General features: G+C 44.4%; 21 protein-coding genes. 9 read left to right on the plus strand and 12 right to left on the minus strand.

Annotated features, from left to right (window positions below):
- The first annotated feature begins 17 nt into the window (after positions 1–17).
- The 3 genes from IEY67_RS03150 to IEY67_RS03160 all read left to right on the plus strand — a co-directional run bounded on the left by IEY67_RS03150 (position 18) and on the right by IEY67_RS03160 (position 3572).
- The gene (locus tag IEY67_RS03150; RefSeq protein ID WP_183669702.1) at positions 18–1358 is read left to right on the plus strand and encodes a dihydroorotase; all 1341 of its coding nucleotides are present in this window, start codon (positions 18–20) and stop codon (positions 1356–1358) included.
- A gap of 235 nt (positions 1359–1593) precedes the next feature.
- Positions 1594–2421 (plus strand): caspase family protein, encoded by an 828-nt coding sequence (locus tag IEY67_RS03155; RefSeq protein ID WP_183669705.1) that lies wholly within the window; start codon positions 1594–1596, stop codon positions 2419–2421.
- A gap of 5 nt (positions 2422–2426) precedes the next feature.
- Positions 2427–3572, plus strand: a complete 1146-nt coding sequence (locus IEY67_RS03160) for a Tle-like phospholipase domain-containing protein (protein ID WP_183669707.1) — start codon at positions 2427–2429, stop codon at positions 3570–3572.
- A 95-nt stretch (positions 3573–3667) separates the two neighbouring features.
- Here IEY67_RS03160 and IEY67_RS03165 read toward each other — a convergent pair whose 3' ends face one another.
- From IEY67_RS03165 to IEY67_RS03190, 6 genes are all read right to left on the minus strand, one after another.
- Positions 3668–4213 carry a 7-carboxy-7-deazaguanine synthase QueE gene (locus tag IEY67_RS03165; RefSeq protein WP_183669709.1) on the minus strand — a complete coding sequence of 182 codons (546 nt, stop codon included), beginning with the start codon at positions 4211–4213 and terminating at the stop codon, positions 3668–3670.
- Positions 4200–4532 carry a 6-carboxytetrahydropterin synthase QueD gene (gene queD, locus IEY67_RS03170; protein WP_183669711.1) on the minus strand — a complete coding sequence of 111 codons (333 nt, stop codon included), beginning with the start codon at positions 4530–4532 and terminating at the stop codon, positions 4200–4202. Before queD ends, IEY67_RS03165 begins: the two co-directional genes overlap by 14 nt.
- Before the next feature lie 496 nt (positions 4533–5028).
- Positions 5029–6549, minus strand: a complete 1521-nt coding sequence (locus IEY67_RS03175) for an STN and carboxypeptidase regulatory-like domain-containing protein (protein WP_183670010.1) — start codon at positions 6547–6549, stop codon at positions 5029–5031.
- Positions 6550–6623: 74 nt separating this feature from the next.
- Positions 6624–7493, minus strand: coding sequence for a FecR family protein (locus tag IEY67_RS03180; RefSeq protein ID WP_183669713.1), 870 nt, complete (start codon positions 7491–7493; stop codon positions 6624–6626).
- On the minus strand, positions 7490–8041 hold the full coding sequence (locus IEY67_RS03185; RefSeq protein WP_122352579.1) for an RNA polymerase sigma-70 factor: 552 nt from the start codon (positions 8039–8041) through the stop codon (positions 7490–7492). Before IEY67_RS03185 ends, IEY67_RS03180 begins: the two co-directional genes overlap by 4 nt.
- 53 nt (positions 8042–8094) lie before the next feature.
- The gene (locus tag IEY67_RS03190) at positions 8095–9372 is read right to left on the minus strand and encodes a carboxypeptidase-like regulatory domain-containing protein (RefSeq protein WP_122352580.1); all 1278 of its coding nucleotides are present in this window, start codon (positions 9370–9372) and stop codon (positions 8095–8097) included.
- A 151-nt stretch (positions 9373–9523) separates the two neighbouring features.
- On the opposite strand from IEY67_RS03190, the gene IEY67_RS03195 reads away from it, so the two are divergent.
- Genes IEY67_RS03195 through IEY67_RS03205 form a run of 3 tightly spaced genes read left to right on the plus strand, consistent with a single transcriptional unit; the run spans position 9524 to position 11932 of the window.
- A complete protein-coding gene (locus tag IEY67_RS03195) occupies positions 9524–10708 on the plus strand; it encodes an aldo/keto reductase (protein WP_183669715.1) in 1185 nt (394 codons plus the stop codon).
- A 12-nt stretch (positions 10709–10720) separates the two neighbouring features.
- On the plus strand, positions 10721–11581 hold the full coding sequence (locus IEY67_RS03200; RefSeq protein WP_183669717.1) for a DUF6599 family protein: 861 nt from the start codon (positions 10721–10723) through the stop codon (positions 11579–11581).
- A gap of 6 nt (positions 11582–11587) precedes the next feature.
- The gene (locus IEY67_RS03205) at positions 11588–11932 is read left to right on the plus strand and encodes an MGMT family protein (protein ID WP_122352583.1); all 345 of its coding nucleotides are present in this window, start codon (positions 11588–11590) and stop codon (positions 11930–11932) included.
- 391 nt (positions 11933–12323) lie between these two features.
- On the opposite strand, the gene IEY67_RS03210 is transcribed toward IEY67_RS03205, so the two are convergent.
- A complete protein-coding gene (locus IEY67_RS03210) occupies positions 12324–13532 on the minus strand; it encodes a BT3233 family polysaccharide utilization protein (RefSeq protein ID WP_183669719.1) in 1209 nt (402 codons plus the stop codon).
- Positions 13533–13712: 180 nt separating this feature from the next.
- On the opposite strand from IEY67_RS03210, the gene IEY67_RS03215 reads away from it, so the two are divergent.
- Together IEY67_RS03215 and IEY67_RS03220 are read left to right on the plus strand one after the other, a co-directional pair.
- Complete coding sequence (locus IEY67_RS03215; RefSeq protein WP_122352585.1) at positions 13713–14348, plus strand: hypothetical protein; 636 nt, start codon at positions 13713–13715, stop codon at positions 14346–14348.
- Positions 14349–14504: 156 nt separating this feature from the next.
- A complete protein-coding gene (locus IEY67_RS03220; protein ID WP_122352586.1) occupies positions 14505–14993 on the plus strand; it encodes a hypothetical protein in 489 nt (162 codons plus the stop codon).
- A gap of 71 nt (positions 14994–15064) precedes the next feature.
- On the opposite strand, the gene IEY67_RS03225 is transcribed toward IEY67_RS03220, so the two are convergent.
- Positions 15065–15286, minus strand: a complete 222-nt coding sequence (locus IEY67_RS03225) for a (4Fe-4S)-binding protein (RefSeq protein ID WP_183669721.1) — start codon at positions 15284–15286, stop codon at positions 15065–15067.
- A 14-nt stretch (positions 15287–15300) separates the two neighbouring features.
- Entirely contained in the window at positions 15301–15600 is a 300-nt protein-coding gene (locus IEY67_RS03230) for a GNAT family N-acetyltransferase (protein WP_122352587.1), read from the minus strand.
- A 393-nt stretch (positions 15601–15993) separates the two neighbouring features.
- Between IEY67_RS03230 and IEY67_RS03235 the strand changes: the two genes are divergently transcribed.
- On the plus strand, positions 15994–16221 hold the full coding sequence (locus IEY67_RS03235; RefSeq protein WP_122352588.1) for a winged helix-turn-helix domain-containing protein: 228 nt from the start codon (positions 15994–15996) through the stop codon (positions 16219–16221).
- 80 nt (positions 16222–16301) lie between these two features.
- On the opposite strand, the gene IEY67_RS03240 is transcribed toward IEY67_RS03235, so the two are convergent.
- From IEY67_RS03240 to IEY67_RS03250, 3 genes are read right to left on the minus strand one after another with little or no spacing between them, the layout of a single operon-like run.
- Positions 16302–17936, minus strand: coding sequence for an efflux RND transporter periplasmic adaptor subunit (locus tag IEY67_RS03240; RefSeq protein WP_183669723.1), 1635 nt, complete (start codon positions 17934–17936; stop codon positions 16302–16304).
- Between the two features lie 4 nt (positions 17937–17940).
- Entirely contained in the window at positions 17941–19407 is a 1467-nt protein-coding gene (locus IEY67_RS03245) for a TolC family protein (protein ID WP_183669725.1), read from the minus strand.
- Positions 19397–23248 carry an efflux RND transporter permease subunit gene (locus IEY67_RS03250; protein ID WP_183669728.1) on the minus strand — a complete coding sequence of 1284 codons (3852 nt, stop codon included), beginning with the start codon at positions 23246–23248 and terminating at the stop codon, positions 19397–19399. The genes IEY67_RS03245 and IEY67_RS03250 overlap by 11 nt, the downstream gene beginning before the upstream one ends.
- Positions 23249–23424 lie beyond the last annotated feature (176 nt).

Consider the following 23424-nt stretch of genomic DNA (forward strand, 5'->3'; position numbering starts at 1 on the left):
AAATAAACACAAAGTATATGAATAAGATTCTGATAAAAAACGCTCGTATAGTTAATGAAGGACGCATGTTTAAGGGTGCTGTCCTGATCGATCGAGATAAAATAGAAGAGGTGTATGAAGAGGCTGTCCCTGTGGCAGCCTCTGGTGTGCAGGTAATCGATGCCGAAGGAAAGCTCTTGTTACCGGGAGCGATCGACGACCAGGTGCATTTCCGTGAACCGGGTTTAACACACAAAGGAGATATAGCCAGTGAGAGCCGTGCTGCTGTAGCTGGTGGTATAACCAGTTTTATGGATATGCCAAACACCAAGCCGCAGACAACCTCGATTGCCGATCTGGAATGGAAACTCCAGCGTGGTGCGGAAACATCTCTGGCTAATTATTCTTTCTTTTTCGGAGGAACGAATGATAATATGGATGAGATCCGTAAACTGGATCGAAGCCGTGTACCGGGTTTGAAACTTTTCCTCGGTTCTTCTACGGGAAACATGCTCGTGGATAAGAAAGAAAGTCTCGAACGCATCTTCGGAGAAGCTGATATGCTGATCGCTATCCATGCGGAGAAAGAAGAAGTTATCAAACGTAATATAGCCTACTATACGGATATGTACGGGGAAGACCTCGATATCTCCTTCCATAGTAAGATCAGAAGTGAAGAGGCCTGCTATGCTTCTTCATCCGAAGCAGTGGAACTGGCTACTCGCCTGAATTCGCGTTTACATATTCTGCATTTGTCGACAGCAAAGGAACTGACTTTATTAAGTAATGAAATCCCTTTAAGTGAAAAGAAGATAACGGGTGAAGTGTGTGTGCATCACCTTTGGTTCCACGACGGTGATTATACCCAATATGGAAACCGGATCAAATGGAATCCGTCTATTAAAACGTTGGCAGACCGTACCGCTTTGCGTAATGCAGTCAATGATAATACGATCGATATTGTGGCGACCGACCATGCCCCGCATTTGTTGTCCGAAAAGGAAGGCAGTTGCCTGAAAGCGGCTTCGGGTGGTCCGTTAGTACAACATTCGCTGGTTGGTATGTTGGAAATGGTGGCAGAAGGCTGTTTTACTTATGAGAAAGTGGTGGAAAAGATGGCACATATGCCTGCCGATCTGTTCCATATCGACCGCCGTGGTTATATCCGCCCGGGATATTATGCCGACCTGGTTCTGGTGGATCCGGAAAAGTGCTGGACTGTGGCTCCTGAAAATATTTTGTATAAATGCGTATGGTCTCCGTTTGAGGGTACGACATTCCATCATAGCATCACCCAGACATTTGTAAATGGGCAGTTGGTGTATGACAATGGAATCGTCAATGACGATGTACGTGGGATGGAAGTAAGATATAACTAAAATACAAAGTTCCTTCCGACCTGACCGACGGACAGTACACCCTGCGTCGCCCCTTGACGCAACGTTACGTCTCACCGAGACGCAGTGTTGCATTGGGAGCGACGTTTTTATTTACTCCGTTTATTGTCGTTCACAAAGGATTTATGCTGTCTACGGGAATAATTTGGTTATTTATTTTCGAATATATAATATTATACCCGTATAAAAAATAGTCTAACTTAAAAACTAAAGTAGTATGTCAAAAGGATATGCAGTTGTATTGGGATTGAACCATGTAGATCCCGTTCATTACGATGGTTGGGACGGAGCGTTGGCTCAACCGGAAAATGATGCCAGGGCAATTTATGAGATTGCATCGAAACAAGGTTTTAAATCGAAAATCATTTTAGGAAATAAAGTTACTCGTCTCAATGTAATTTATTCGGTAAGGGAGGCCGCCCAGGAGTTGGAAAGCGGTGACATCTTTTTCTTCTATTATTCGGGACATGGGGGGCAGTTGCCGGATATGGATGGGGATGAAGAGGATGGTATGGACGAAACCTGGTGTTTGTATGACGGTGAACTTGTCGATGATGAATTGCGTTTGCTGTGGTCTGAATTTAAAGAAGGAGTTCGTATCCTGGTTTTATCGGATAGTTGCCATAGCGGAACAATAACAAAAGCATCTGTGGAAGAACCAGCTCTTGAAAATTGTGTAAAGAAGGCAATGCCGATGGAGTATGTGAGAAAGACTTATTTTAAGAATAAGAGTTTTTATGATAACCTGGCTCGCGAACTTATGGATAAAGGTGCAAATGAGAAAGAGGTGAAAGCCGGCGTGTTACTTATTTCCGGCTGTCAGGACGAACAATCGTCGTATGCTTTCACATTTGATGAAAACAGTGCGTTCACTACTGCTTTATTGCAGGTTCTGGAGGAAGATCCTACGATTCATTATTCGCTGCTTCACGAAAAACTTGTGGATAAATTGGATAAGCGGTTACACGGCAAACAAAAACCTAATTTATACCCGACAGAGCAATGTGATCTTGCTTTCCTGGAACAGAACTTTCTGGCAATATAATATAGATGGAAAAGCTGCAACAAACAAAAGATATTTTCCTTTCCCTGGATGGTAAACTGGATCAGCTTGCCGTTACAAGCAAATCTGATCCGGCCTATCGGACAGAACGGGAGGAAATACAAATGGAAATGAAAGCTCTCTACGAAACATTGTCGGAAGAGAAGCTGGATGTGGAAGTTGGGGCAGAGGATAACGGCATTGTACAGGATAAAGGCCTATTGGGCTTTTTGACGGGTACGGTCGACCTGATGAAGAACCTGCTCCTTGTTGTCAAGGTGTCGATGCACCGAGAATCGGATGCAGACCGGGTATTATTGGCTCTGGAAAAGAAAGGTCTGGAACTGTTGCCCGGATATGGCAGTTTGTATAAGAAAGCGTTGGAAATATTAAAGCAGTTTGTGCAATCAGATGTAGCTTCTATCGTAATGAACTTGCGTAAGGGGTCTTCCTACGTTAAGACGTTTGCTTCCTATATTCCTTCGCAACCGTTCTGTCCTCCGGAAGAGGCTCTTTTAATGGCTGAATGTTCGGAATATGCTTATACCGGATACACATTTAATAAGAAAGTTTCTCCATTGAAAAGGAGGGAGCTACCTGAATGTCTTAAAATGGGACACTATGATGAAGTGACCGGTCAGTTGTATGTGATGAACGGGTTTAAGGTTTGGTTGGGTAGATATGAAGACCGGATCGTTATTGCTTTTGCCGGAACGGAACTGTCGAAGATTGGAGCCGTACTAACAGATGTACATCAGTTGCTCGCTGCCGATACTATGTATTTGTATGCAGTCGGGTTGGTTCGTTTATTTCTGGAAACTTATCCGGAGCAATGTTTTTATGTAACGGGACATTCGTTAGGAGGAGGGCTGACGCAGTTTGCTGTAGCTACTAATATCGCGCTGGCTCATGAATGGATGAAAGGTATTGGTTTCAATGCTGCCGGCTTATCGGCTTCCACACTCTCACCGTTGGATGACAGAAACTTGCAATTGGCGATGGATAGTGTTGTCCATTATGCCACCATAAAAGATCCTGTCTCTGTTTTTGGTGCGGCTGTCGGTCTGCGGCAACTTTTGCCTAAAGGTAAAAGCAATGGTCATTCTTTGGATGATGTGAAGGATTGTCTGCAGCTTTTGGCTACTAAAAAATAATCTGTCCGATAATTGTGCAGGCAGATAATATAAACGGAGCGCAGGGAAATGCAGGGATTAAACTGTCTGCAAAATTCTGCCTCCGCCTATGTCTTTTATGCGATATCGATCAACTTGTGTGTTTGCAGACTAAGTTGCCACTCCGGGTGTTCCAGGATGTAATTGACAATTTCCATCGTATTCCGGCAGGAACAGGGTTGGAGGAAATGATGTTTGGCTGGCAACTGGATGTAAGAAGACAGATCCTGTCTCAGATAAACCACCTTGACTTCATCCATATGATCGATCTTGATGGGTGCTCCCTCTTTCGGAGAACAAGTCACCCAGTCGATACCTTTAGGTAACGGACGTGTGCCGTTTGTCTCTATACATATATATTTACCCGCTTTGTGAAGCATGTCGATAAATGCGTCGTCGATCCATAAAGCCGGTTCACCACCGGTCAGTATGATCATGTCTGAAGGGTAGGCGGAGATTGCCTCCAATATTTCTTCATCCGACATCAAAGTCCCTTCTTCATGTTCCGTATCGCAAAATGAACATTTCAGGTTGCACCCTGAAAAACGGATGAAAACAGCGGCTTTGCCGGTATGATAGCCTTCCCCTTGCAGGCTGTAAAAAATTTGATTAATCTTTCTCATAGATTACAGTGTTCGATTCTGACTCTTTAATTTCTACTTTATAACAATTGGGTAACTGGTCGCATATCCATCGGGCCATATTCTCGGCCGTCGGATTGAAAGGCAGGACTTCATTCAGATTCTGATGGTCCAGCCTGTTTTTTATCGATTCTTTGATATGGCTAAAGTCGATTACCATGCCATCGGCGTTCAATTCTTTCGAGCGACAGTAAACAGTGATGATCCAGTTGTGACCATGCAGGTTCTCACATTTACTGGAATAAGAGAGTTTCAGACTGTGTGCAGCCGATATCTCCATTCTTTTAATTACGGTATACATGCTAAATTGTGCAATTTAAGACGTTTATATATTGTATCTAAATGTCACCTCGATACGGCGACAAAAATACATAAAATCCCGGTGAGGTAAACTATACACTGTTATAGGATTTATTAAAAAAACATTTATATTTTTGCATGTGTTAGAAAGTTGAATTTTTTAGTTTAGGAATGCTAAAATGGGTATACGGCAATAATAGGCAAAATATGTGCCTGATTACTGCTTGTGAATCAATGGGGAACGGATTTATCCCCTGGATAAACCGATAATTGGAGGCTAAGATTCAATTGTTAAAAAATAGAAGAAGCTGCAAATAAGTTTCGATAATCTTAAAAATGTGTTTTATAATATCTTTTTTTATTTGTTCAGTAATATAAAATGCCACATCTTTGCATGCAGATAACCTAAACAATCTTTTTGCCTTAAAGACTAATACCTATTAAAAACCTATAAAGAGGGCCTTTGAGAAAAGGCCCTCTTTATGATTTTTAACCACTTAGTAGCCTGTTTCTTCTATTTTTGACGAAATTTTTCCTATTGCTTCATTTAGTTTTTCCTCCGGTGGAATCACATTGAAGTTACCCCAGAAGCTTTCATCATAATTAAATTTTGTTTCAGAGAACACTGTCCGGGTTGATAATGTTTCTTTCCTGCCGAAACGGCTGACATTGTCCGTGTCTGTTTTGCACACGACCATTTCGAACCATACATGAAGGGGAGAGCTACCGAACAGTTGTTTTTTCTTTTTAACCTTAAAATGAAGGTCTCCTCTGACATGACTGACATAATAGATGCCGTTCCAGGGTTTGTAAGAAACCGTATAGACCACCTTTTGAGGGATTATCTTCAGGTTACGGCTTTTCTTCTCCACCAGCATATTTGCCGCATCCTTTACATATTTGGGGTGTATTTCAAACTCGGCCCGCAGCAGTGCACTGTTTTCCGAATCGATGTACAAGTTGCCTTTTAAAAGCGGGCTTGTGATGAACTCGCGTTGTTCAAACGAGATCACATTTGCCATCCGGTTGTCTATTACCGTGATATCGGAATGGGCATATACATAAGGATAGTTCACCTCGCTTTCCGGAACCAGAAAATCCGGCACATCCTTGATGATATCCAGCTGCATGCTGGCATTGATACCGGATTTCATCTTGGCAATGATCGTATCCCGCTCCTGGTTATTACTGATCCGGCGCATCTTCAGCAGTTTTACCTGATCCGGAACAGTATGCCTGGTATAGGGGCTTTTATATATTTTAAAGATCGCCTCCGTCAGACTGACGAATTTGTTTTTCCGTTCAATCCCTTCCCGGTAGAAAGTGGTTTGATAGACAGGCTCCTGGGAATAATTGATACTTTTCTTTTCTTCCATCTCTCGTAGCAGGCGTAAGGGGTTCACGATACGGACAACCACTTCCTGTATGGGGATTACTTTCGGTTCCAGGGTTAGCATGCTGTAACGTTCCGCCAACAGAGAGCTCTCTATCTGATAGGGTTGGTAGCCGACATGTGAGAAGTTGATCTGCGATTGGCGCAGCGTATCCGGCAGACGCAACCTGAATTCGCCGCCCTGGTTTGTGACATTTCCTATGGAACCGTCGTCATTGACACTGACGGTGGCGAACGGGATAGGTTCATTCGTGTATTTATCTCGCAGGATACCTTCCAGGGTGAAATAGGTTACGGTATCCGGAAGAATCGGGAGTACCTCTTTGACCGGTGTTTCTTCAACCGGACGGGAGATCAGGATATGGTTACCGATCACGCGAAGAGCCAGGTTTCGGTCGCCGGTGATCCGATAGATCGCTTCCCGGACAGAGTATTTGCCACCCGATATTTTTACTACTTGTTCATTGTCGATGATCTTACTGTCGTAGATGAACAGATAGCCGGACTGTTCGGATACTTTTCCCAGTAAATCGTAAACGGTTTCCTTACTTTTAGATATATGGATAAGACGTTCGAGTACATTTTTATTGTCCTTATCGTCAGCCCGCAAAGGGATAGCCGTCATCAGCAGCAATCCGATGAGGCAAAAAAACAGACGATATGTAACGGTTCGTTTCACCTTGTACTCCTTTTATCCGATTAGTTTTCATGCAAAGTAATCACATTATTTTCGCGTGTGCATTTCAGGTCGAGCGCAAAACAGATCAGTTCAGCCATTGTTTCCGGCGAGTTGTCGGCAAAGGTAACGGTAAGTGTCCTGCTCTCCAGCTCCGGGGTGGTTTTCAGACTGATATCTTCCGCGTTGAGATTGATGACCCGGAGGATATCGGCCAGTCGTTCATCCTTAAAACGTATCTGCCGGACATATTCTTCGAACTGTCCGGTGTCTTTTGTTTGCCTCACTTGTAGTTTTCGTGAAGAGAGGGTGACGGTTTCACCCGCTTTTACATGCACATCCTGTCCGCTTTTTTTCAACGTCACTTTCACCAATCCTCTTTGTACGGACAATTCAAAAGGCTGGGAACCGTCGCTTTTTACATTAAAAGCGGTACCCAAAACTTCGATGCGTGCATCTTCTGTTTCAATAAGGAACGGACGCTTGCGGTTGCCGGCAATATCGAAAAGAGCATTTCCCTGTAAGGATATTTCCCTTTTGTCCGGTTGGAAATGTTCCGGATAATGGATAGCGGCATTGCCTGCCAGGTACACGATCGAACCATCTTCGAGCGTGGTGGCGAGTGTTGTCGTTTCCATATTCTGCCGGGTAAGCAGGTTACGGTCAGCATCTTTTTCTGTTCGATTAAAATGAATAATCAGGAAAAAGGATATGATTGCAGCTACCTGCAAACCTAATAATACAATTTTTCGGGTAGTTAGACGGGGGATGTCCCCATAAGGAATCACACCCTCTTTTTCTTTACAGGTGATCAGGTCCTCCTTTTCCAGGCGTTGGTACACCTTGTCCCATGCCTGATCCGTTCTTCTATTGTCCCTTTCTTTACGAGTCATACTGTTTGTGTATAATTCTCAATTTCTTTTCTGAGTGTTTGAAGTGCCTTGGTCATTTCAGCTTCCACTGTTTTGACGGACAGAGAGAGGGCGGAGGCTATCTCCGCGTATTTCTTTCCTTCGAAACGCTGCATCCGGAAGATGCGTAAGCGGCGTTCGGGTAGCTTTTTGAGAGTCTTGTTTATCAGATCCTCCAATTCTTTGTATTCCAGCTGGTCCTGCGGATCGGAAGGCTTGCTTTCCTGGTTACCCGATAAAACGTTTTCCCGGTAACGGTTGCGTACTTCCTGATGTTCGCAGTATTGAAGAGACTGGTTGCGTACCGCCCCGTACAGATAACTTTTCAGGGAGAGGAACACTTGCAGTTTTTCTTTTTCTTTCCAGAATACGTAGAATAGCTCTTGCACGATCTCTTCAGCTACGTCCCAGTTTCCGGTAATACCGGCGGCATAGAGGCAAAGGGGGGAGTAGTAGAGCCGGAAGATACCTTCGAAAGCTTTGACGTCCCCCTCTTTAATCTTAGTTAGTACGAATAAATCGTTCAGCATGCCGTGGATCTTAATGATTAGAGTCCTTCAAATGTACGAAAAGATATTGAAATTTATTTCTGTTGCTTTTTTAATTTGTTTACCGCACTTTCCAGTGATTCCGTCGGTTCGATGATATTGTAGGCTCCCCAGAAATCTTCGTCCATGAAGTTCTCTACTTTATCGGACAACGATTGTGATTCTTTGAATGCCATCTTATACGGAATAGTGGTCACGTTTTCTTCTCGTCCGTCCGTTACCACCGTTTCGGAGATAATGGTGTAATTGGTCGAGAACAGTTTGCGTTTCCAGTCACATTTAAAACGTACCCCGTTGCGGATATAGTTCAGATAAGTTACGCCGTCACGGTCTTTATAATTGACCAGATAAGCTACTTCGAGCGGACGGAAACGTAATCCGAACGGTTTCTTTTTGAGGATGGCCTGGGTCGCTTTGTTGCGGTCGTCCATACTCAGATTGAATTCGGCACGGGTGAATGAGAGGCGTTCCTTGTCTATGTACAGTTTTCCGTAATACAGGGCATAAGGCATGATGACCTGTGGCTTGAAACTGATTACATATTGAGGACGGTTGTCGATATTGGTCGATTCCTCCATTTTGAAGAGGTAATAGGGTAGGCATTCCTTGTCGAGCAATACATCCGGATTCTTCACTATATCACAGAAGATCGACATATTCGGACCGCCGAGCAGTTTGACGGCAAGCGTGTCGGTCCTTTTCTGGCTCAATAACTTACGGCCTTTGTAAACCTGTACGCGGTCGCGGTCGGATGCTTCGTTATAGGGTGTTTTATAGATGTCGATCACTGCTTCCGATATATTGATATACCGTTTGCCTTTTTGGGCTGTTTCCCGGTAGAAGCCGGTCAGCATATTTGTCTTCTTGCTGTAGTTGGCGGGAATTTTACTGACGGCTTGTTCTACCAGATAGCGTGGTTCCTGGGCATGGATGATGATCTCGTCGAGCATATTCTCGTAAGGTGTCATCCAGACAGTCAGGTCGGAGAGGTTAATCCCGCTCACTTCTACTTTATTATTGTAATATCCGATATGGGAGATCTCGACAGCCTTCACATGGGAAGCATCTTTGATCTTGAAAGAGAATTCCCCGTCTTCGTTGGTGATCGTACCCGAAGTACTGCCGGGGATGGAAATGTTTACATACTCCAGCCGTTTCTTATTATTTTTGTCCTTGACAACTCCGCTGATAGTGATGAAGTCCGGATTCTCGTCGTCACGCACCGGTTGATCCTGCGCCTGTAACGGACTAATACCTGCTACCAATAATAAGATCAGCAAAAATCCGATAGATTGTCTATACAGTGTTTTCATCTTTGTATTGTTTTAATGGTGAATATTCCTGTTTGTATATATAAGATCGGTCAGAGAACGAATACCCTACGGAAAAAGTGATTTATTTTGATAAATCTTTCTATATTTGTGAGGCACAGACGGATAGGGATAAACACTAATATATAATCTTATGAAAACCAATCATGTAAATCGAAGAGATTTTTTCCGGCTTTCAGCTACTGCAGGTGTGAGTGCCATGTTAATTCCGGGAGCTAAGGCTGCCCGTGCTTCTCTGGTGACTGCTAATAAAAATGAAATTCCTGTCCGCACGCTTGGCAGAACAGGGGTGAAACTGCCGATACTGAGTATGGGAGTGATGCGTGCCGACAATCCGAATGTGGTGAGGGCTGCCTATAATTCCGGCATATTCCATTTTGATACGGCTCATGGCTACCAGAACGGAAAGAACGAGGAGATGTTAGGAAAGTTCTTTACCGGAAAACCCCGTGACAGTTTCTTTATTGCGACAAAGGGAAAGTTTGATTATCCTTTGAAAGATGATTTTGAAGAAACGTACGAAAAGCTGGTGGATCAGAGCCTGAAACGCCTGAATATGGATCATGTGGACCTGTTTTATACGCATGCGCTGGATAAGGTGGAAGAGGTAAAAGACGAACGTGTCATTGCTGTTCTGAAGAAATTCAAAGAAGATGGTAAGACCCGTTTCATCGGTTTCTCCGCTCATGCCGGGAAACCGGAATTACTGGATGCCGCTATTGAAGCGGGTATCTATGATGTTGTCCTGTTGAGCTATAATTTCAAACTGTCGAATCTGAAAGAAACGGAAGAGGCTATTGCCCGTGCTGCAAAAGCAGGTATCGGATTGGTTGCCATGAAAACGATGACCGGAGGTACCGAAGATGCGGAAGGAAAAAAGAAGATCAATGCGCAGGCTTGTCTGAAATGGGCATGGAAGAATGAGCATATCACGACTGTCATCCCCGGATTTTCCAATTATGATGAACTGGACGAATGTCTGGCTGCCGCCCATTCTCCTGAACTGACTACTGCCGACACAGATTATCTGGCTTCCCTTTGCGGACAGGAAATGTTGTATTGCCAGCAGTGCGGAAAGTGCCGGACAGAATGCCCCGAACATCTTCCTATTCCTGATATTATGCGGGCTTATATGTATGCCTATGGTTATAAATATTCAAGAATGTCGAAAGAAACATTGGCAGGGCTGGAGCTTTCGCCGGATATCTGTTCCAACTGCGACACCTGTAAGGTGAAATGTCCTTCCGGCTTTGACATATCGGCTAAGATTGCCGCGATTACTCCGGTGATGCAGGTGCCCGATGAATTTCTGACTTAAAGAATCGAATGTATGAAGCAGATCAATTATTTGTTACTCTTTTTCCTGTTGCCTTTCTGCTCTTTAATAGCGCAGACACCGGATGAATTGAAATCATGGTTACCGTCTGTCGACGGCTGGACTGTCTCCGGTGAGGTGGAGGTTTTCAATCCCGATAATCTCTTTGACCGTATAAATGGGGCGGCTCCGCTTTTCCTGGAGGATAATTTCAGGGAGATGACTTCTATGGAATATAAGAAAGGGGCCGATTATATCACGATACAAGCCTATCGCCATGCTACACCGGAGGATGCTTTCGGTATGTATTCGTCCGAACGTTCTTCCGATCTCGAATTTCTGCCTGTAGGGGGAGAAGCGCAGGGAGATAAGACGAATTTGTATTTCTTTGCCGGGAATATGTATCTGAAGATGTGGAGCAATGCTTCCGGTGATGTGTCGAAAGAATTGCAGGCGATCGGTAAGGCGCTGGCCGAAAAGATCGATGCCGGTGCCGGTTATCCTCCCATTATCCGTTTATTCCCGGAACAGGGGAAAATACCTTATTCAGCTGCATATATTACCTCCAATTATATCGGTCACGAGTTTTTGCGGGCTGTATATACAATGAAGTATGAAAAGGACGGACAGTCTTTTCAGTTGTTTGTTCTGGATGGTGGTTCACCGGATGGGGTAAAAGACGTTTTGACCCAGTATATGGCTTTTACCAAGCAGTCGGACGAGTTGAAAGAAGGAGGATTATTGGTAAAAGACCGTTATAACGGGGATATACCTGTTCTTTGGAAAGGACGTTACCTGGTTGGTGTTTATAATGAGAACGGGGATATGATTGCCGGTGCAGATGTTTTACTGAAAGAGCTGGCGGAAAAACTATAATAGGATATGTCTGGTTTTGATAAAGAAGATTTTGTGGCTGCCGTCTATCAGATGGTAAAGACCGTTCCATACGGGCGTGCCACCAGCTATGGTGCGATAGCCCGTGCGATCGGCTATCCGAATATGTCGAGAATGGTTGGTAAGGTAATGGGGAATTGTTCGGAGGTAGGTGTTCCTGCTTACCGGGTAGTGAACAGTCAGGGTGTGTTATCCGGCAAAGATGCTTTCAGTACGCCGACCGAGATGCAGGAAAGGTTGGAAGAAGAAGGTATCCGGGTAGAAAACAACCGTATTAAAGACTGGAAGAAGGTTTTCTGGAATCCTCTGGATGAGATATCATTTGTGCCCTAAAGTATTCAACTAGCAATCAGCCTATGGGTTATTAACCCCGAAGTCCTTTCTTTTTAATCTGAAAGATATTACCTGATAGCTTTGCGATGACGCTCGTTAAGCTTGCTGACGTATATCGTTAAGCTTGTCGACCACTGTCGTTAACCTTAACGGCGGTGGTCGACAAGTGAAAGGATAGTCACTTTGACCTTAGTAGTCAAGTACTTTAATCTTTCTTCTTTACTGGAAAAGCCTTAGTTGAAAAGGAGGTGAAAGGTTGAATCAAACCTATCACCTCCTTTCACCAACTATTCACTCCGTGCATCGAACGTAACTATTCATATAACAATAGGATATGAATAGCAGATGAAAGGTGAATGGTTTATAGGATACATTTACATAGAATATGTTTTTACTTTACTGTTACCTGTAACGGCTGCTTAACTTTCTGAGCAAACTCTTTTACATAGTTGAACCATTCGGTAGAGTTTTGGAATCCCCATTTGCTCCATCCGGCTCCTGTATAGTATGTATATTCACTACCTGGTGCATAAGTTGTGTAAGCCAATACGTGACCGTCTGCTCCGCGTTGTTTCTTTTCTGCTTCAGAGAAGTTTACTGCTTTGGCATCGCTTAACTTTTCCGGGAATACGGCACCGACGAATATCTGTCCGTTTGTCGGATCTTCCGGGTCAGCGTAAGCTATATAACCGCTGGCTGCGTCTGCCTGGTAATCTGTACTCGGTTCGTGCAGAACGATACCGGTTACCAGTGGGGTCGGTTCATTCAGGTTGGCGAACGAAAGTGTTATTTTGTTCAACTGTGAACCGGCATCCAACGACAGCAGGCGGGTTTCAATAATATTCTCATTATCTTTAACTTTCAGCGGGTTGTAAACGAGCTTGACTGTGAAACGCAGCGGACCGTTATCCAGGATTTCATATTCTTTGTAGCAGTACGGATAAACGATGGAGTCGTTGGATAAAAGAGCGGAAGTACCAGCACCCAATGTCGGACCTACTTTGTAGTAATCCAGTCCGTTCCCATGGTCGATATGGTAGGAAATAGAGTTTGCCAGTTCCTGTGCCGCTTTCTTGTCGGTCTTTCTTAATTCTGCTATTTTAGCTCTCGATTCCGGATCGAGTTCTGTCTTGTAACGCATATCGACAACCGGTTGCGATACACATTTTACCCAGATATCATAACCGAAAGCCTGTTCGCCGGTAGCCTGCAAAGCCGGACCATAAGTACGGAAGGCAATGCGGTCGTTTTCCCAGGCGATATCGTCCACACGTTCCGGATAAAATTTACCGCAGGCAACAGTCGCAGGTGTTTCGGGAGTACCAGGTTTGATCTGATAAGTAACGCTGCTGTTTGCGTTCACATCGACAGGGAAAATAATTTTATTGTCGTAAGTGATCTGATAAGGGATTTGTGTCCCGTTGTTGTCGGAGATGATGAAAGACTCGCCATTCAGTTTTGCAACGGCATCCTTCGGGATTTCTGTGATCTCGTTTGAACGGTTAATGGCCGACGGGTTCGTTACCGTTACGTCTATGCTTTGTTCCTGCGTACAGGCAAAAGCTGTAGCCGCTAAAAATAAGCTGATAATCTTTTTCATAAATAATATATTGTTAGTTCATAAATATTCCGCCCTTGTTACTATTTGTTTTAAAACCGGCAGTAAAAGTATGAATATTCGCGAAGTTTACAAAGTTCATCGGTAGTAAACAACTGTTTTTTTACTGAAGAAAATAGTTTTTCCTATGCAGTATATCATTCATATCATCGTTTCTATAGTATGAAGTTGAAGCTGTGTTTACTTGTTCTGATGTTGACAGGATCACTGCCTGTGCATGTATACGGGCAGAATTGGAGTGAAAAAGATTCGGTGTGGTTATCCGGTATTTTATCCGGAACGGATACGGTACGTATTAACCCGGAGTTTCAAAAGGCGATCCGGGAAGGTACATTCATACACCTGGAAGACGAACCCGGGCAGCAGATACTGGAAGCACCTGCCGAACTGCCTGTCCTGAAAGACTTTTCCGAATATTTGCGGGCAGATACGGATAGCGTACATAAAGATCTGGATTATAAATCGATGCCCCCGAGTGTTTACCGTCTGTATACGATGGAACTGGATACTACTCCAAAGATAAACAAAGAAGCCTATACGCCGCCTCCTACGCGTCTTATCGACAAAAAGGAGATACAAGTAGGAAAGTTGCCGGTAACGGCTGCAGCAGGAGGGAGGAATCTGTACTCTTCGGATGTGGTGAAAGACGGACAGAAACGAGGAACTGTGGGCGGGTCTGTAAAACTTTATTTCTCGCTGAATGATATGCTGGAATGGGTCTTTTCAAAAAAAGAAAGGAATAAACGGAGAAACCGTAAACGGGATAATACCTGGCGTTATTATAATTCGATGCCTTGACAGGGATACATTTTCTCCCGTAATGATTTGTGTATCCAATTTAAAATGCTAATTTTGAGACTGATATTCTTCACTCCGGAATTTATCTCATGCAGACGCAGTAATTCGGGAGGTTTTGCATTTTTATATAAAGAACCTGTACTAAATGATTGTCTGATGAAAAAGTTATGTTGCTTCCTGTCGTTTTTATTTTTGCTGCTGACATTTGTCGGCTGTGAGAATGATGGTTCTCTGAACGGAGAATCCGAAATAATTGTTGTTGGTCTGGGGCATAAAGTATATAATCTTCCTCTGGGAAATGAGATACTTTTCACAGGCAACGATATCAAGTGGTTCGATAAAGATACCAGAGAGATTCGTTTTTATGATCATTCGGCATTTTCAGAAAAACTGGGGCAATATGAAAAGATCCTTGTCATTTTAGCCGGAACGGAGTTATTTACAGCCACTAATGTATCGAGTTTAATAAGTGCCGCTTATGATGATCTGGTTTTCTATTATGATATTGCAGAAGACAAGTACTATCTGAATGATAGTTATCCGGGACATCTCCATCCTGAACAGGTGCGCTTGAACAAAGAGATCCGTGAAGAAAACTGGGGATTGTTTCTTTATCAGTTGGGCATAGAAGGACGTCTCAAATAAAAAAACTTCCGCCGGTTTGTGAACGAACCTGACGGAAGCCTGTCATTAATTAAGTTATAGCCTGTTTAAATCTATTCTTTTTCATTCAATCTGTAGCTAAGTGCACCCGACGGACATTTATTGATCTGTGCGATCAGTTCTTCCGTAGTTGCATTTTCTATTTTAACCCAGGGTCTTTCCTTCGGGTTGTATACCTGCGGTAATGTTTTTACACAAATACCGGCATGTTTGCACAATTCGGGCTGCCAGATAATGGTCAGCTCACCGTTTGAATATTCAATTTTCTTTCCCATACTCTATAATCGCTTTATCCTACATTAATACCTTTCATTACTATACGTCGCCAGTCCGGATGTTTTTGGATGTATCCGGCAACGAAGGGACACAACGGAACCAAACGTAATCCCTGCTTTTCTATATCTTTCAGTACCTTTTCAGCCAGCTGGCTGCCTACACCTTTTCCTTCAAGAGCTACAGGCACTTCAGTATGCGTGAGATATATCTCGCCGTTCTTGGTTTTTATATACTCAATTCTCGGAATGTATTTACCAATATGAAATTCGTATTGGTGGTTCTCCTCGTTATCAATCAATTCATAATCGTCCATATCGCCTAATTGTTTTATTTGATTCTATACTATTCAAACATTTTAAAAGAAGGCTTTGTTTACGGTTTCTTTTAATTAATTTGGCAGAGACCCGGAAAGTAAAAGGATGATGGTTTCAGTCTCTTTCATAGACAAACATTATTGCTTGTAAATTAAAAGTATAAGTTGATGATCGTAAGTTAAAAAGCTATTTTTCTTTCAAATTATATGGAAGTTGTATGATTTTCGTGAAACATTATCGATGTAAGGATTGTTCTATTCATAAAGCAAAGTCATTTTGTTTTGTGCGAGAGTTGAAAAGTGGTATAAATAACTAATATAAGAGCCAAATGGGACAGTCTTATTTGACTTATTATGATTAGTTTTAAGTCAAATATCAAAAAATGGAGTGTTATGAATAAGAATGACGTTGGTTCAAATGCCGGCCAGATTTGGCGTTTGCTTGCAGAGAGAGGTAACATGTCTATCAGAAAGATCGGTGAGATGACTCATTGTAAAGAGTCTGTTATTTTTCTTGCATTGGGGTGGTTAGCCCGGGAAAATAAGGTACGTTTTTGTAGTGATGGTACTGGAATGCTATCCGTAGAAGTAAATATTCCACTGACAGAGACGTATTATTGAAAAGAAGAGGATATTTTTGAAGCGCAACGATAAAGGGATACAAAATAAATTGTAGCCCTTTTTGTTTGCGCTTCAGTGATCTATTGACGGTATTTGCAACAAGCCGGGAGCTTGTTGTAGATGCTGTCGTCTGCTTTGTATTTATCGTTGTCATGTCCGGCTTCGGCTATTGCTTTGGCAATGGCATCGACGGAAGTTTGTGCCGGATTGAACTGTAAATGGACCATTTGGTTTTCTTTCTCCCAAGAGGCGGAGGTGACTCCTTTGACACTTTTGGCTGCTTCTTCGATCCGTTGTTTACACATATCGCAGGCTCCTTTTACTCCAAACATAGCATGTTTGCTTGGGGTTGTGCTTTGAGCTGCTGTTTCTCCGTGCATATGATGTCCTGCATGTCCCGTCATCGGATGGGCTGCATTCCCGTCATTGTTCATCATCGAAGTTTTTCCTTCCAGCTGTGCACTGGCATCGATAGAGAAAACGCCGTTTGTCACGATCTCTTCTCCGTCCGCAAGTCCTTTCAGTATCACATAGGCATTGCCTAATGACGGGCCTAATTCTACTTCCCGCATCAGGAATGTCGGAGTAGTGGTGTCCGGTTGTTTCACATAAACGATAGATCGTTTGCCGGTCCAGAGAACGGCTGTCTGGGGAACGACGATCTGATCCTTATATCCTTTCAAAGGGGCATCTACAATAGCTGTCGCATACATTTCCGGCTTTAATTCCATACCAGGGTTTGCAACTTCGACACGTACACGGGAGGTACGGCTGGTCGGGTTGACGATCGGATCGATAAAAGCGATACGTCCTTTGAATGCTTTGCCGGGAAATGCCTGCATGGTGAATGTGACCGGATCGCCTTTGCTGAGGAACGGCAGGTCGGTTTCGTAAGCATCGAACATTGCCCATACTTTTGACAAGTTGGCTACATCGAATAAAACGGCTCCCTGCGATACGTAATCTCCCTGGCTGACACGTTTCGACATCACGATACCGCTTGTGTTCGATTTGATCTCTACGGTGGGAGAGATTGTTCCCGATTGTTCGATAGCAGTAATCTGCGCATCTGTCATTTTCCAGAGTCGTAGTTTCTCACGGGCTGCTTTGATCAGCGCAGGTTGCTGCATTTTCAGGGCTTCTATCAGTTCCTGCTGTGCCGTGAACAATTCCGGTGAGTATAAGGTTGCAAGAGTTTGTCCGGCGCGGACTGTTTCTCCGGTAAAGTCGACAGCAAGACTTTCAATACGGCCTCCTACGTGGGCAGTTTGTGATTGCAGGCTTCGCTCGTCCGGAGCGATTTTACCATATAAGCGGACTTCCTTCACCGGGTTTTCCTTACTGACGCGGGAGGTCTGTACATTCGCCAGAGCAATTGCTTCTTCCGACAATTGGATTGCTGAAGGATCTACGTTCTCGTGGTTATTGCCGCTTTTACGTAAGGGAATCAGGTCCATACCGCATATCGGGCATTTACCGGGTTTGTCCTGTTTGATCTGTGGGTGCATAGAGCAAGTCCAGACCCCGTTTTCATCCTGTTGCAGGTCATGGCTGTGTGTATGTCCTTCGATGCTGTCATGACTATGCTGTTCGTCGTTTGCCGGTGACGGGGTGGAAGACGGACTGAAGAACAACCAGCCGAGGAATAAACCTGCCAATGCAAATAATGTATATCGTATTTCTTTGGTCTTAAACCATTCTTTTATCTTTTTCATGTCTTTATTCGTTTATTGAAGTTGCTACTAATTTTTCCAATCCAGCTACCATCGTGTTGTATTCGGCAATGGCTTCACTTTTCTTGAGTCCGTAATCCAATAGCTGGCGCTCTACCTGTATCACGTCAGTCAGGCTTGTCGTGCCGGCAGAAAATTCCCGTACGATCAGTTGCCAGGTGGAGAGCGACAGTTCCTGTTGTTTCTTATAAAGGGCTATTTTACGTGCGGCATCGGCCAGTTGTTGCTTGACTGTCTGGTATTCGGATTGCAGTTCGTTCAACGTGTTTTCATATTTCAGTTCGCTTGCCCGGCGGTAATGCTGGCTCTCTTTCTGTTGTGCCTGATATTTTTTACGGAAAATAGGGATGCTGATCTTGAACATCGGCATAAACATATCCATCCCGTTCATATCGTCCATGACCATCTTATTGTTTGATTTCCCGACAAGCGAATATTGCAGGCCGATACCGAACATCGGATAACTCATCTTTTTATCCATAACGGCTTTGGCACGATAAGCATTCGCTTCCGCTTCAAGCATGGAAAGCATAGGATTGGCAGTAATGATACTGTCGGTCATTGCCTGGTCATCGATTAGGAAATGCAGTTGTTCCAGTGAATCGGGAACGGCTATCCGCATATCTTGTTTACGGTTCAACAAGGCATTGAAACGTGCTTCGGCTGCTATTCTGTTAGAAGCGAGGATTTCCAGATTATTCTGAAGTTCTGCTTTTTCTATCTGTATGCGCAATACATCCGACATGCTACCGGAGGAATTACTTGCTCCCATCGAACCGGCTCCCATACTTTGCATGGAAGAGTTTCCTGCCGGTATTCCCTGTGTTGCTGTTTGGGAAGAGTTACCCATTCCTCCCATATTGTCCATACTGTTTCCTGTAGCAACGGGAGGTGCTGCGACAACGGTGGCAACGGGTGCAGCTGTCGGGGTTGGAGCATTGGCGGAAGGAGCCGAGTAGCGGTTGAGTGCCAGCTTTTCCAGTTGTTCAAGTAACAGAAGATTTGCCTGTGTATTCTTGTATTGCTCGTTGAGGTTGCATAACTGATACCACTGGCTTTTCACTTCATAGAATAGATTGTTCTTGGCTTCGCGAAATTGTTCGTAAGCCATGCGCGACATCTCGGTTGCTTCGTTGCGGGCGGCTTTACGTGTTCCGAACCAGGGAAACATCTGCATAAGCGTAAAGTCGGCAATTTGCTTGCCACTCAAAGTCTCCATCGGTTTGACGAAAAGACCGATATCAAGTTCTGGATCGGCATATGCTCCGGCTTGCGGAATCTTTTCCAATGATGCTTTATATAAAGCAAAATTGGAGTTTATCAGCGGATTGTTGCGTGCTGCCGTTTCCAGATACCACGACAGACTGTCCGCCTGTTGTGGGAAAGCAGGAAAAAGGCCGAACAGCAAGGTTATTCCTGTTATATATATTTGTATTTTGATTTTATTTCTCATCGTTTCTATTGTTTTGAAGATTCTGTTTCTTTTGTTCTTTCTTTATAGCGCCTTCACGCCACCAACATTGCAGGACGGGGACGACGAACATGGTCATGGACTGGATCAGCATACCACCGAAAGTTGGTATTGCCATCGGAACCATGATATCTGCTCCTTTTCCTGTAGAAGTCAATACCGGTAACAAGGCGATCAGCGTTGTTGCGGTGGTCATAGCAGCGGGGCGTACGCGTTTGAGACCGGCTGTAACGACTGCTTCACGGATCGCTTCTTTTGTGGTGGGATTCTGTTGCAGGAATGTCTGATGGATATAAGTTCCCATCAACACTCCGTCATCTGTCGCCACTCCGAACAGGGCGATAAATCCTACCCAGACTGCCACACTCAGATTGATAGTATGCATCTGGAAAAGATCCCTCATATTTTCTCCTCCGACGGAAAAGTTCATGAACCAATCTTGTCCGTACAGCCAAAGTAGGATAAAACCACCCGCAAAGGCAACGAATACACCGGAGAAATGGATCAGGGAAGCCGTTACTGTCTTGAACTGGAAATACAGGACAAGCAGGACGATAAGCAGTGCCAGGGGAACAACGATTGCCAGCCGTTGAGTGGCGCGTTCCTGCTGTTCGTAGTTACCGGCAAACTTATAGGATACACCTTTCGCCAGGGTCAGTTCTCCGTCTTTTATCTTTTGATCCAGTATGCGTGTCGCTTCTTTTACAACATCCACTTCCGCCTTGCCGGATGGCTTATCGAATATCACATAACCGACCAGGAAGGTGTTTTCGCTTTGGATCATCTGTGCTCCCCGGGTGTAATCGATATCGGCCAGTTCCTTCAAGGGAATCTGTGCACCGGTTGCCGTAGGAACCAACAACATGGATAAAGCTTCCGGGTTATCCCGAAGTTCGCGTGCATAGCGGAGACGGACGGGGAAGCGTTCCCTGCCTTCTACTGTTGTCGTTAGAACCATACCGCCGACGGCTGCACCTAATATTTCCTGCAGGTCTTCTACATTCACTCCATAACGGGCCATATTATCTCTGTTCAGTTTGATCTCCAGATATGGAGCGCCGACCGCCCTGTCATAAAAGACGGAAGAAGGGATTACGGAAGGTACCTCTTTCAATGCCTGCTCGATGGCTTTTCCGCTTTGTTCGATCGTTTCCAGGTCCGGTCCGTATATCTTTAATCCCATAGGTGCACGCATTCCGGTCGAAAGCATCACGAGACGGGCTTCTATCGGCTGTAGTTTGGGAGCAGAGGTCAGGCCCGGCAAATGAGTGACATTCACGATCTGTTGCCAGATATCGTTTGTGTTTTTAATCTCCGGACGCCACTGGCGGAAGTAATCCCCTTTCCGGTCAGGAATCAGGCTATCTTTTGGAATCAGCCGGAAACCATCGGCCGGATTGTAGGTACTGCCGTCTTTTAAAAGATATTCTCCCTGTCTGTTCACCTTGAACCGTTCCCGTCCGCCGTCTTCATTCAATATATATTCCGGACGGTAATTGATCGTATTCTCAAACATCTGTGCCGGTGCCGGGTCGAGAGCCGAGTTCACACGTCCCCATTTCCCGATCGCGGTCTCTACTTCCGGAATGGCTGCTAGGCGTTTATCCAGTGCTTCAATATAATCCAGGTTTTGGGCAACTCCGGTATGAGGCATACTGGTAGGCATCAGCAGGAAAGATCCTTCATTCAGGCTGGGCATAAATTCTTCACCGATACCGGGAAATTCAGCCGAAGCCTTTTCCCAGAAAGCTGTTTGCCGGAAGTCTTTCCATCCCAGTGTCTCGAATCCGGAAGCGACCAGCCCGAATGTTCGGTTGAATCCCATCCAGATCATGAAGCCGAATACGATCGTTGCAGCCGGAACGATCATGAACTGCCAGCGATGGTTAAGGCACCATCTCAATATCCGTTCGTAATAGATAACCAGTATCCAGAGAAGGGACAGAATGATGATGATACACGCCGCAACAAATAAGATATTGGCGGATAGCCCGGCTTGCGGTCCCATCGGCAGCCATTCTTCCGACAAATAGTAAACGGCAACCAGTAATGTAATACCAATATTGATGTAAGTAGCCATCTTCGGATTTTTCCAGTAGGATGCAAACAGGTTGTTTAGTCCTACGGCCGTTAGTCCGAGTGCCGGAACACTTCCGTAAATGATCATCAGCACAGTGCCTGTTGCTACCAACAGATAATTGGTGATTTTGCGTATTATTTTCGAATTTATTCGGACAGAGAATAACAAATAAGAAAGAGTAGGCAATAAGATCAACCCCAGGATAAAGGAAGAAGCTAATGCATACGTCTTCGTGTAGGCGAGGGGAGAGAACATTTTCCCTTCCTGTGCCTCCATGGCAAAAACGGGCAGGAAGCTGACAATCGTTGTAATCATTGCCGTAGTGATGGCTCCCGATACTTCGCTTACCGCTTTGTAAATAAGGTTTACGAACGCTTTACCACTTCGAATGCCTTTGTTCTCGGGCATCTCCATATACCGTATAATACTCTCTACGAAAACGACACCGACATCCACCATAACACCGATCGCAATAGCGATGCCGGACAATGCGACAATATTCGCCTCTATCCCGGTATATTTCATAATAATGAATGTTGCCAGTACAGCTATCGGCAACATGCTTGCAATAATGACCGAAGCACGCAGATTCAGCACCAGTACGATAATCACGATGATACAGATCAGTATTTCATGGGAGAGTGAAGTTTCGAGTGTCCCGATTGTCTCTTTTATCAGTCCGGTGCGATCATAGAACGGCACGACACTGACCTTTGAGACTGTCCCGTCTTCCAATGTTTTCTGCGGAAGTCCGGCTTCTATTTCTTTGATTTTTGTTTTTACATTGTCGATCACTTCCAGCGGATTGGCTCCGTAACGGGCGATGACGACACCACCGACAGCTTCTATTCCTTCCTTGTCCAATCCTCCCCGCCGTGTCCCCGGGCCGATATTTACGAAAGCAACATCCGATATACGTACCGGGACACCGTCGCGAACAGTGATAACGGCTTTCTCCAGATCGGATACATCTTTAATATATCCTAATCCCCGGATCAGGTATTCTACTTTATTGATCTCCATTGTTTCCGCACCGATATCAAGATTGCTCTTTTTTACGGCATTCATAATATCCATGACCGATATATTGAATGCCCGCATGGCATCCGGATTGAGCTCGATCTGATATTCTTTTACGAAGCCTCCGGCAGAAGCAACTTCCGATACACCTTCGGCTGCCGAAAGACTATATTTAACATAGAAGTCCTGGATCGTACGCAGTTCTTCGGCATTCCATCCTCCGGTAGGTTTGCCTGTTTCCGGATTCCTGCCCTCCAGTGTGTACCAATATATTTGCCCTAAAGCCGTTGCATCAGGTCCCAGAGCTGGTTGTACGCCTTCCGGCAATGTTCCGGGTGGCAACGAATTTAATTTTTCCAGGATACGTGAACGGCTCCAGTAAAATTCGATATCATCATCGAAAATAATATAAATGAATGACATACCGAACATGGAGGAACTCCGGATACTTTTCACACCCGGAATGCCCAGTAACGAGGTTGTCAGCGGATAAGTGATCTGGTCCTGTATGTCTTTAGGTGACCGTCCCATCCATTCGGTAGCGACAATTTGTTGGTTGTCACCGATATCCGGGATCGCATCCACCGGGATGGGATTACGTGGGATAATGCCCCCGTGCCAGTTGAAAGGAGAGGTCGATATTCCCCACACAACAACCAGTATTAATAATAGCATGGTTACTACCCTGTTCTCAAGGAAATAACGGATTATTTTATTTAGCATAGAGTACTGTTTTTATTCTGATGGATTAATTGATGCATACAATCTGAGTCTACAGCAGACTTTGTTTTACAAAGAATGGCTGTACACCTTCTATTTTCTCTTGTGTTACACAAAAGGAACAGATTATAATAATTTTTTGTTTATGGATTCTAAACAAAAGATATGGTTGGCCCTAA

The organism is Parabacteroides faecis (genome assembly GCF_014647375.1).
Taxonomy (GTDB): Bacteria; Bacteroidota; Bacteroidia; order Bacteroidales; family Tannerellaceae; genus Parabacteroides; species Parabacteroides faecis.

Bases quoted from the DNA above. Each gene is read 5' to 3' on its own strand.
- IEY67_RS03150 (WP_183669702.1), top strand. From the start codon at position 18: ATGAATAAGATTCTGATAAAAAACGCTCGTATAGTTAATGAAGGACGC.
- IEY67_RS03155 (WP_183669705.1), top strand. From the start codon at position 1,594: ATGTCAAAAGGATATGCAGTTGTATTGGGATTGAACCATGTAGATCCC.
- IEY67_RS03160 (WP_183669707.1), top strand. From the start codon at position 2,427: ATGGAAAAGCTGCAACAAACAAAAGATATTTTCCTTTCCCTGGATGGT.
- IEY67_RS03165 (WP_183669709.1), bottom strand. From the start codon at position 4,213: ATGAGAAAGATTAATCAAATTTTTTACAGCCTGCAAGGGGAAGGCTAT.
- queD (WP_183669711.1), bottom strand. From the start codon at position 4,532: ATGTATACCGTAATTAAAAGAATGGAGATATCGGCTGCACACAGTCTG.
- IEY67_RS03175 (WP_183670010.1), bottom strand. From the start codon at position 6,549: ATGACGGCTATCCCTTTGCGGGCTGACGATAAGGACAATAAAAATGTA.
- IEY67_RS03180 (WP_183669713.1), bottom strand. From the start codon at position 7,493: ATGACTCGTAAAGAAAGGGACAATAGAAGAACGGATCAGGCATGGGAC.
- IEY67_RS03185 (WP_122352579.1), bottom strand. From the start codon at position 8,041: ATGCTGAACGATTTATTCGTACTAACTAAGATTAAAGAGGGGGACGTC.
- IEY67_RS03190 (WP_122352580.1), bottom strand. From the start codon at position 9,372: ATGAAAACACTGTATAGACAATCTATCGGATTTTTGCTGATCTTATTA.
- IEY67_RS03195 (WP_183669715.1), top strand. From the start codon at position 9,524: ATGAAAACCAATCATGTAAATCGAAGAGATTTTTTCCGGCTTTCAGCT.
- IEY67_RS03200 (WP_183669717.1), top strand. From the start codon at position 10,721: ATGAAGCAGATCAATTATTTGTTACTCTTTTTCCTGTTGCCTTTCTGC.
- IEY67_RS03205 (WP_122352583.1), top strand. From the start codon at position 11,588: ATGTCTGGTTTTGATAAAGAAGATTTTGTGGCTGCCGTCTATCAGATG.
- IEY67_RS03210 (WP_183669719.1), bottom strand. From the start codon at position 13,532: ATGAAAAAGATTATCAGCTTATTTTTAGCGGCTACAGCTTTTGCCTGT.
- IEY67_RS03215 (WP_122352585.1), top strand. From the start codon at position 13,713: ATGAAGTTGAAGCTGTGTTTACTTGTTCTGATGTTGACAGGATCACTG.
- IEY67_RS03220 (WP_122352586.1), top strand. From the start codon at position 14,505: ATGAAAAAGTTATGTTGCTTCCTGTCGTTTTTATTTTTGCTGCTGACA.
- IEY67_RS03225 (WP_183669721.1), bottom strand. From the start codon at position 15,286: ATGGGAAAGAAAATTGAATATTCAAACGGTGAGCTGACCATTATCTGG.
- IEY67_RS03230 (WP_122352587.1), bottom strand. From the start codon at position 15,600: ATGGACGATTATGAATTGATTGATAACGAGGAGAACCACCAATACGAA.
- IEY67_RS03235 (WP_122352588.1), top strand. From the start codon at position 15,994: ATGAATAAGAATGACGTTGGTTCAAATGCCGGCCAGATTTGGCGTTTG.
- IEY67_RS03240 (WP_183669723.1), bottom strand. From the start codon at position 17,936: ATGAAAAAGATAAAAGAATGGTTTAAGACCAAAGAAATACGATATACA.
- IEY67_RS03245 (WP_183669725.1), bottom strand. From the start codon at position 19,407: ATGAGAAATAAAATCAAAATACAAATATATATAACAGGAATAACCTTG.
- IEY67_RS03250 (WP_183669728.1), bottom strand. From the start codon at position 23,248: ATGCTAAATAAAATAATCCGTTATTTCCTTGAGAACAGGGTAGTAACC.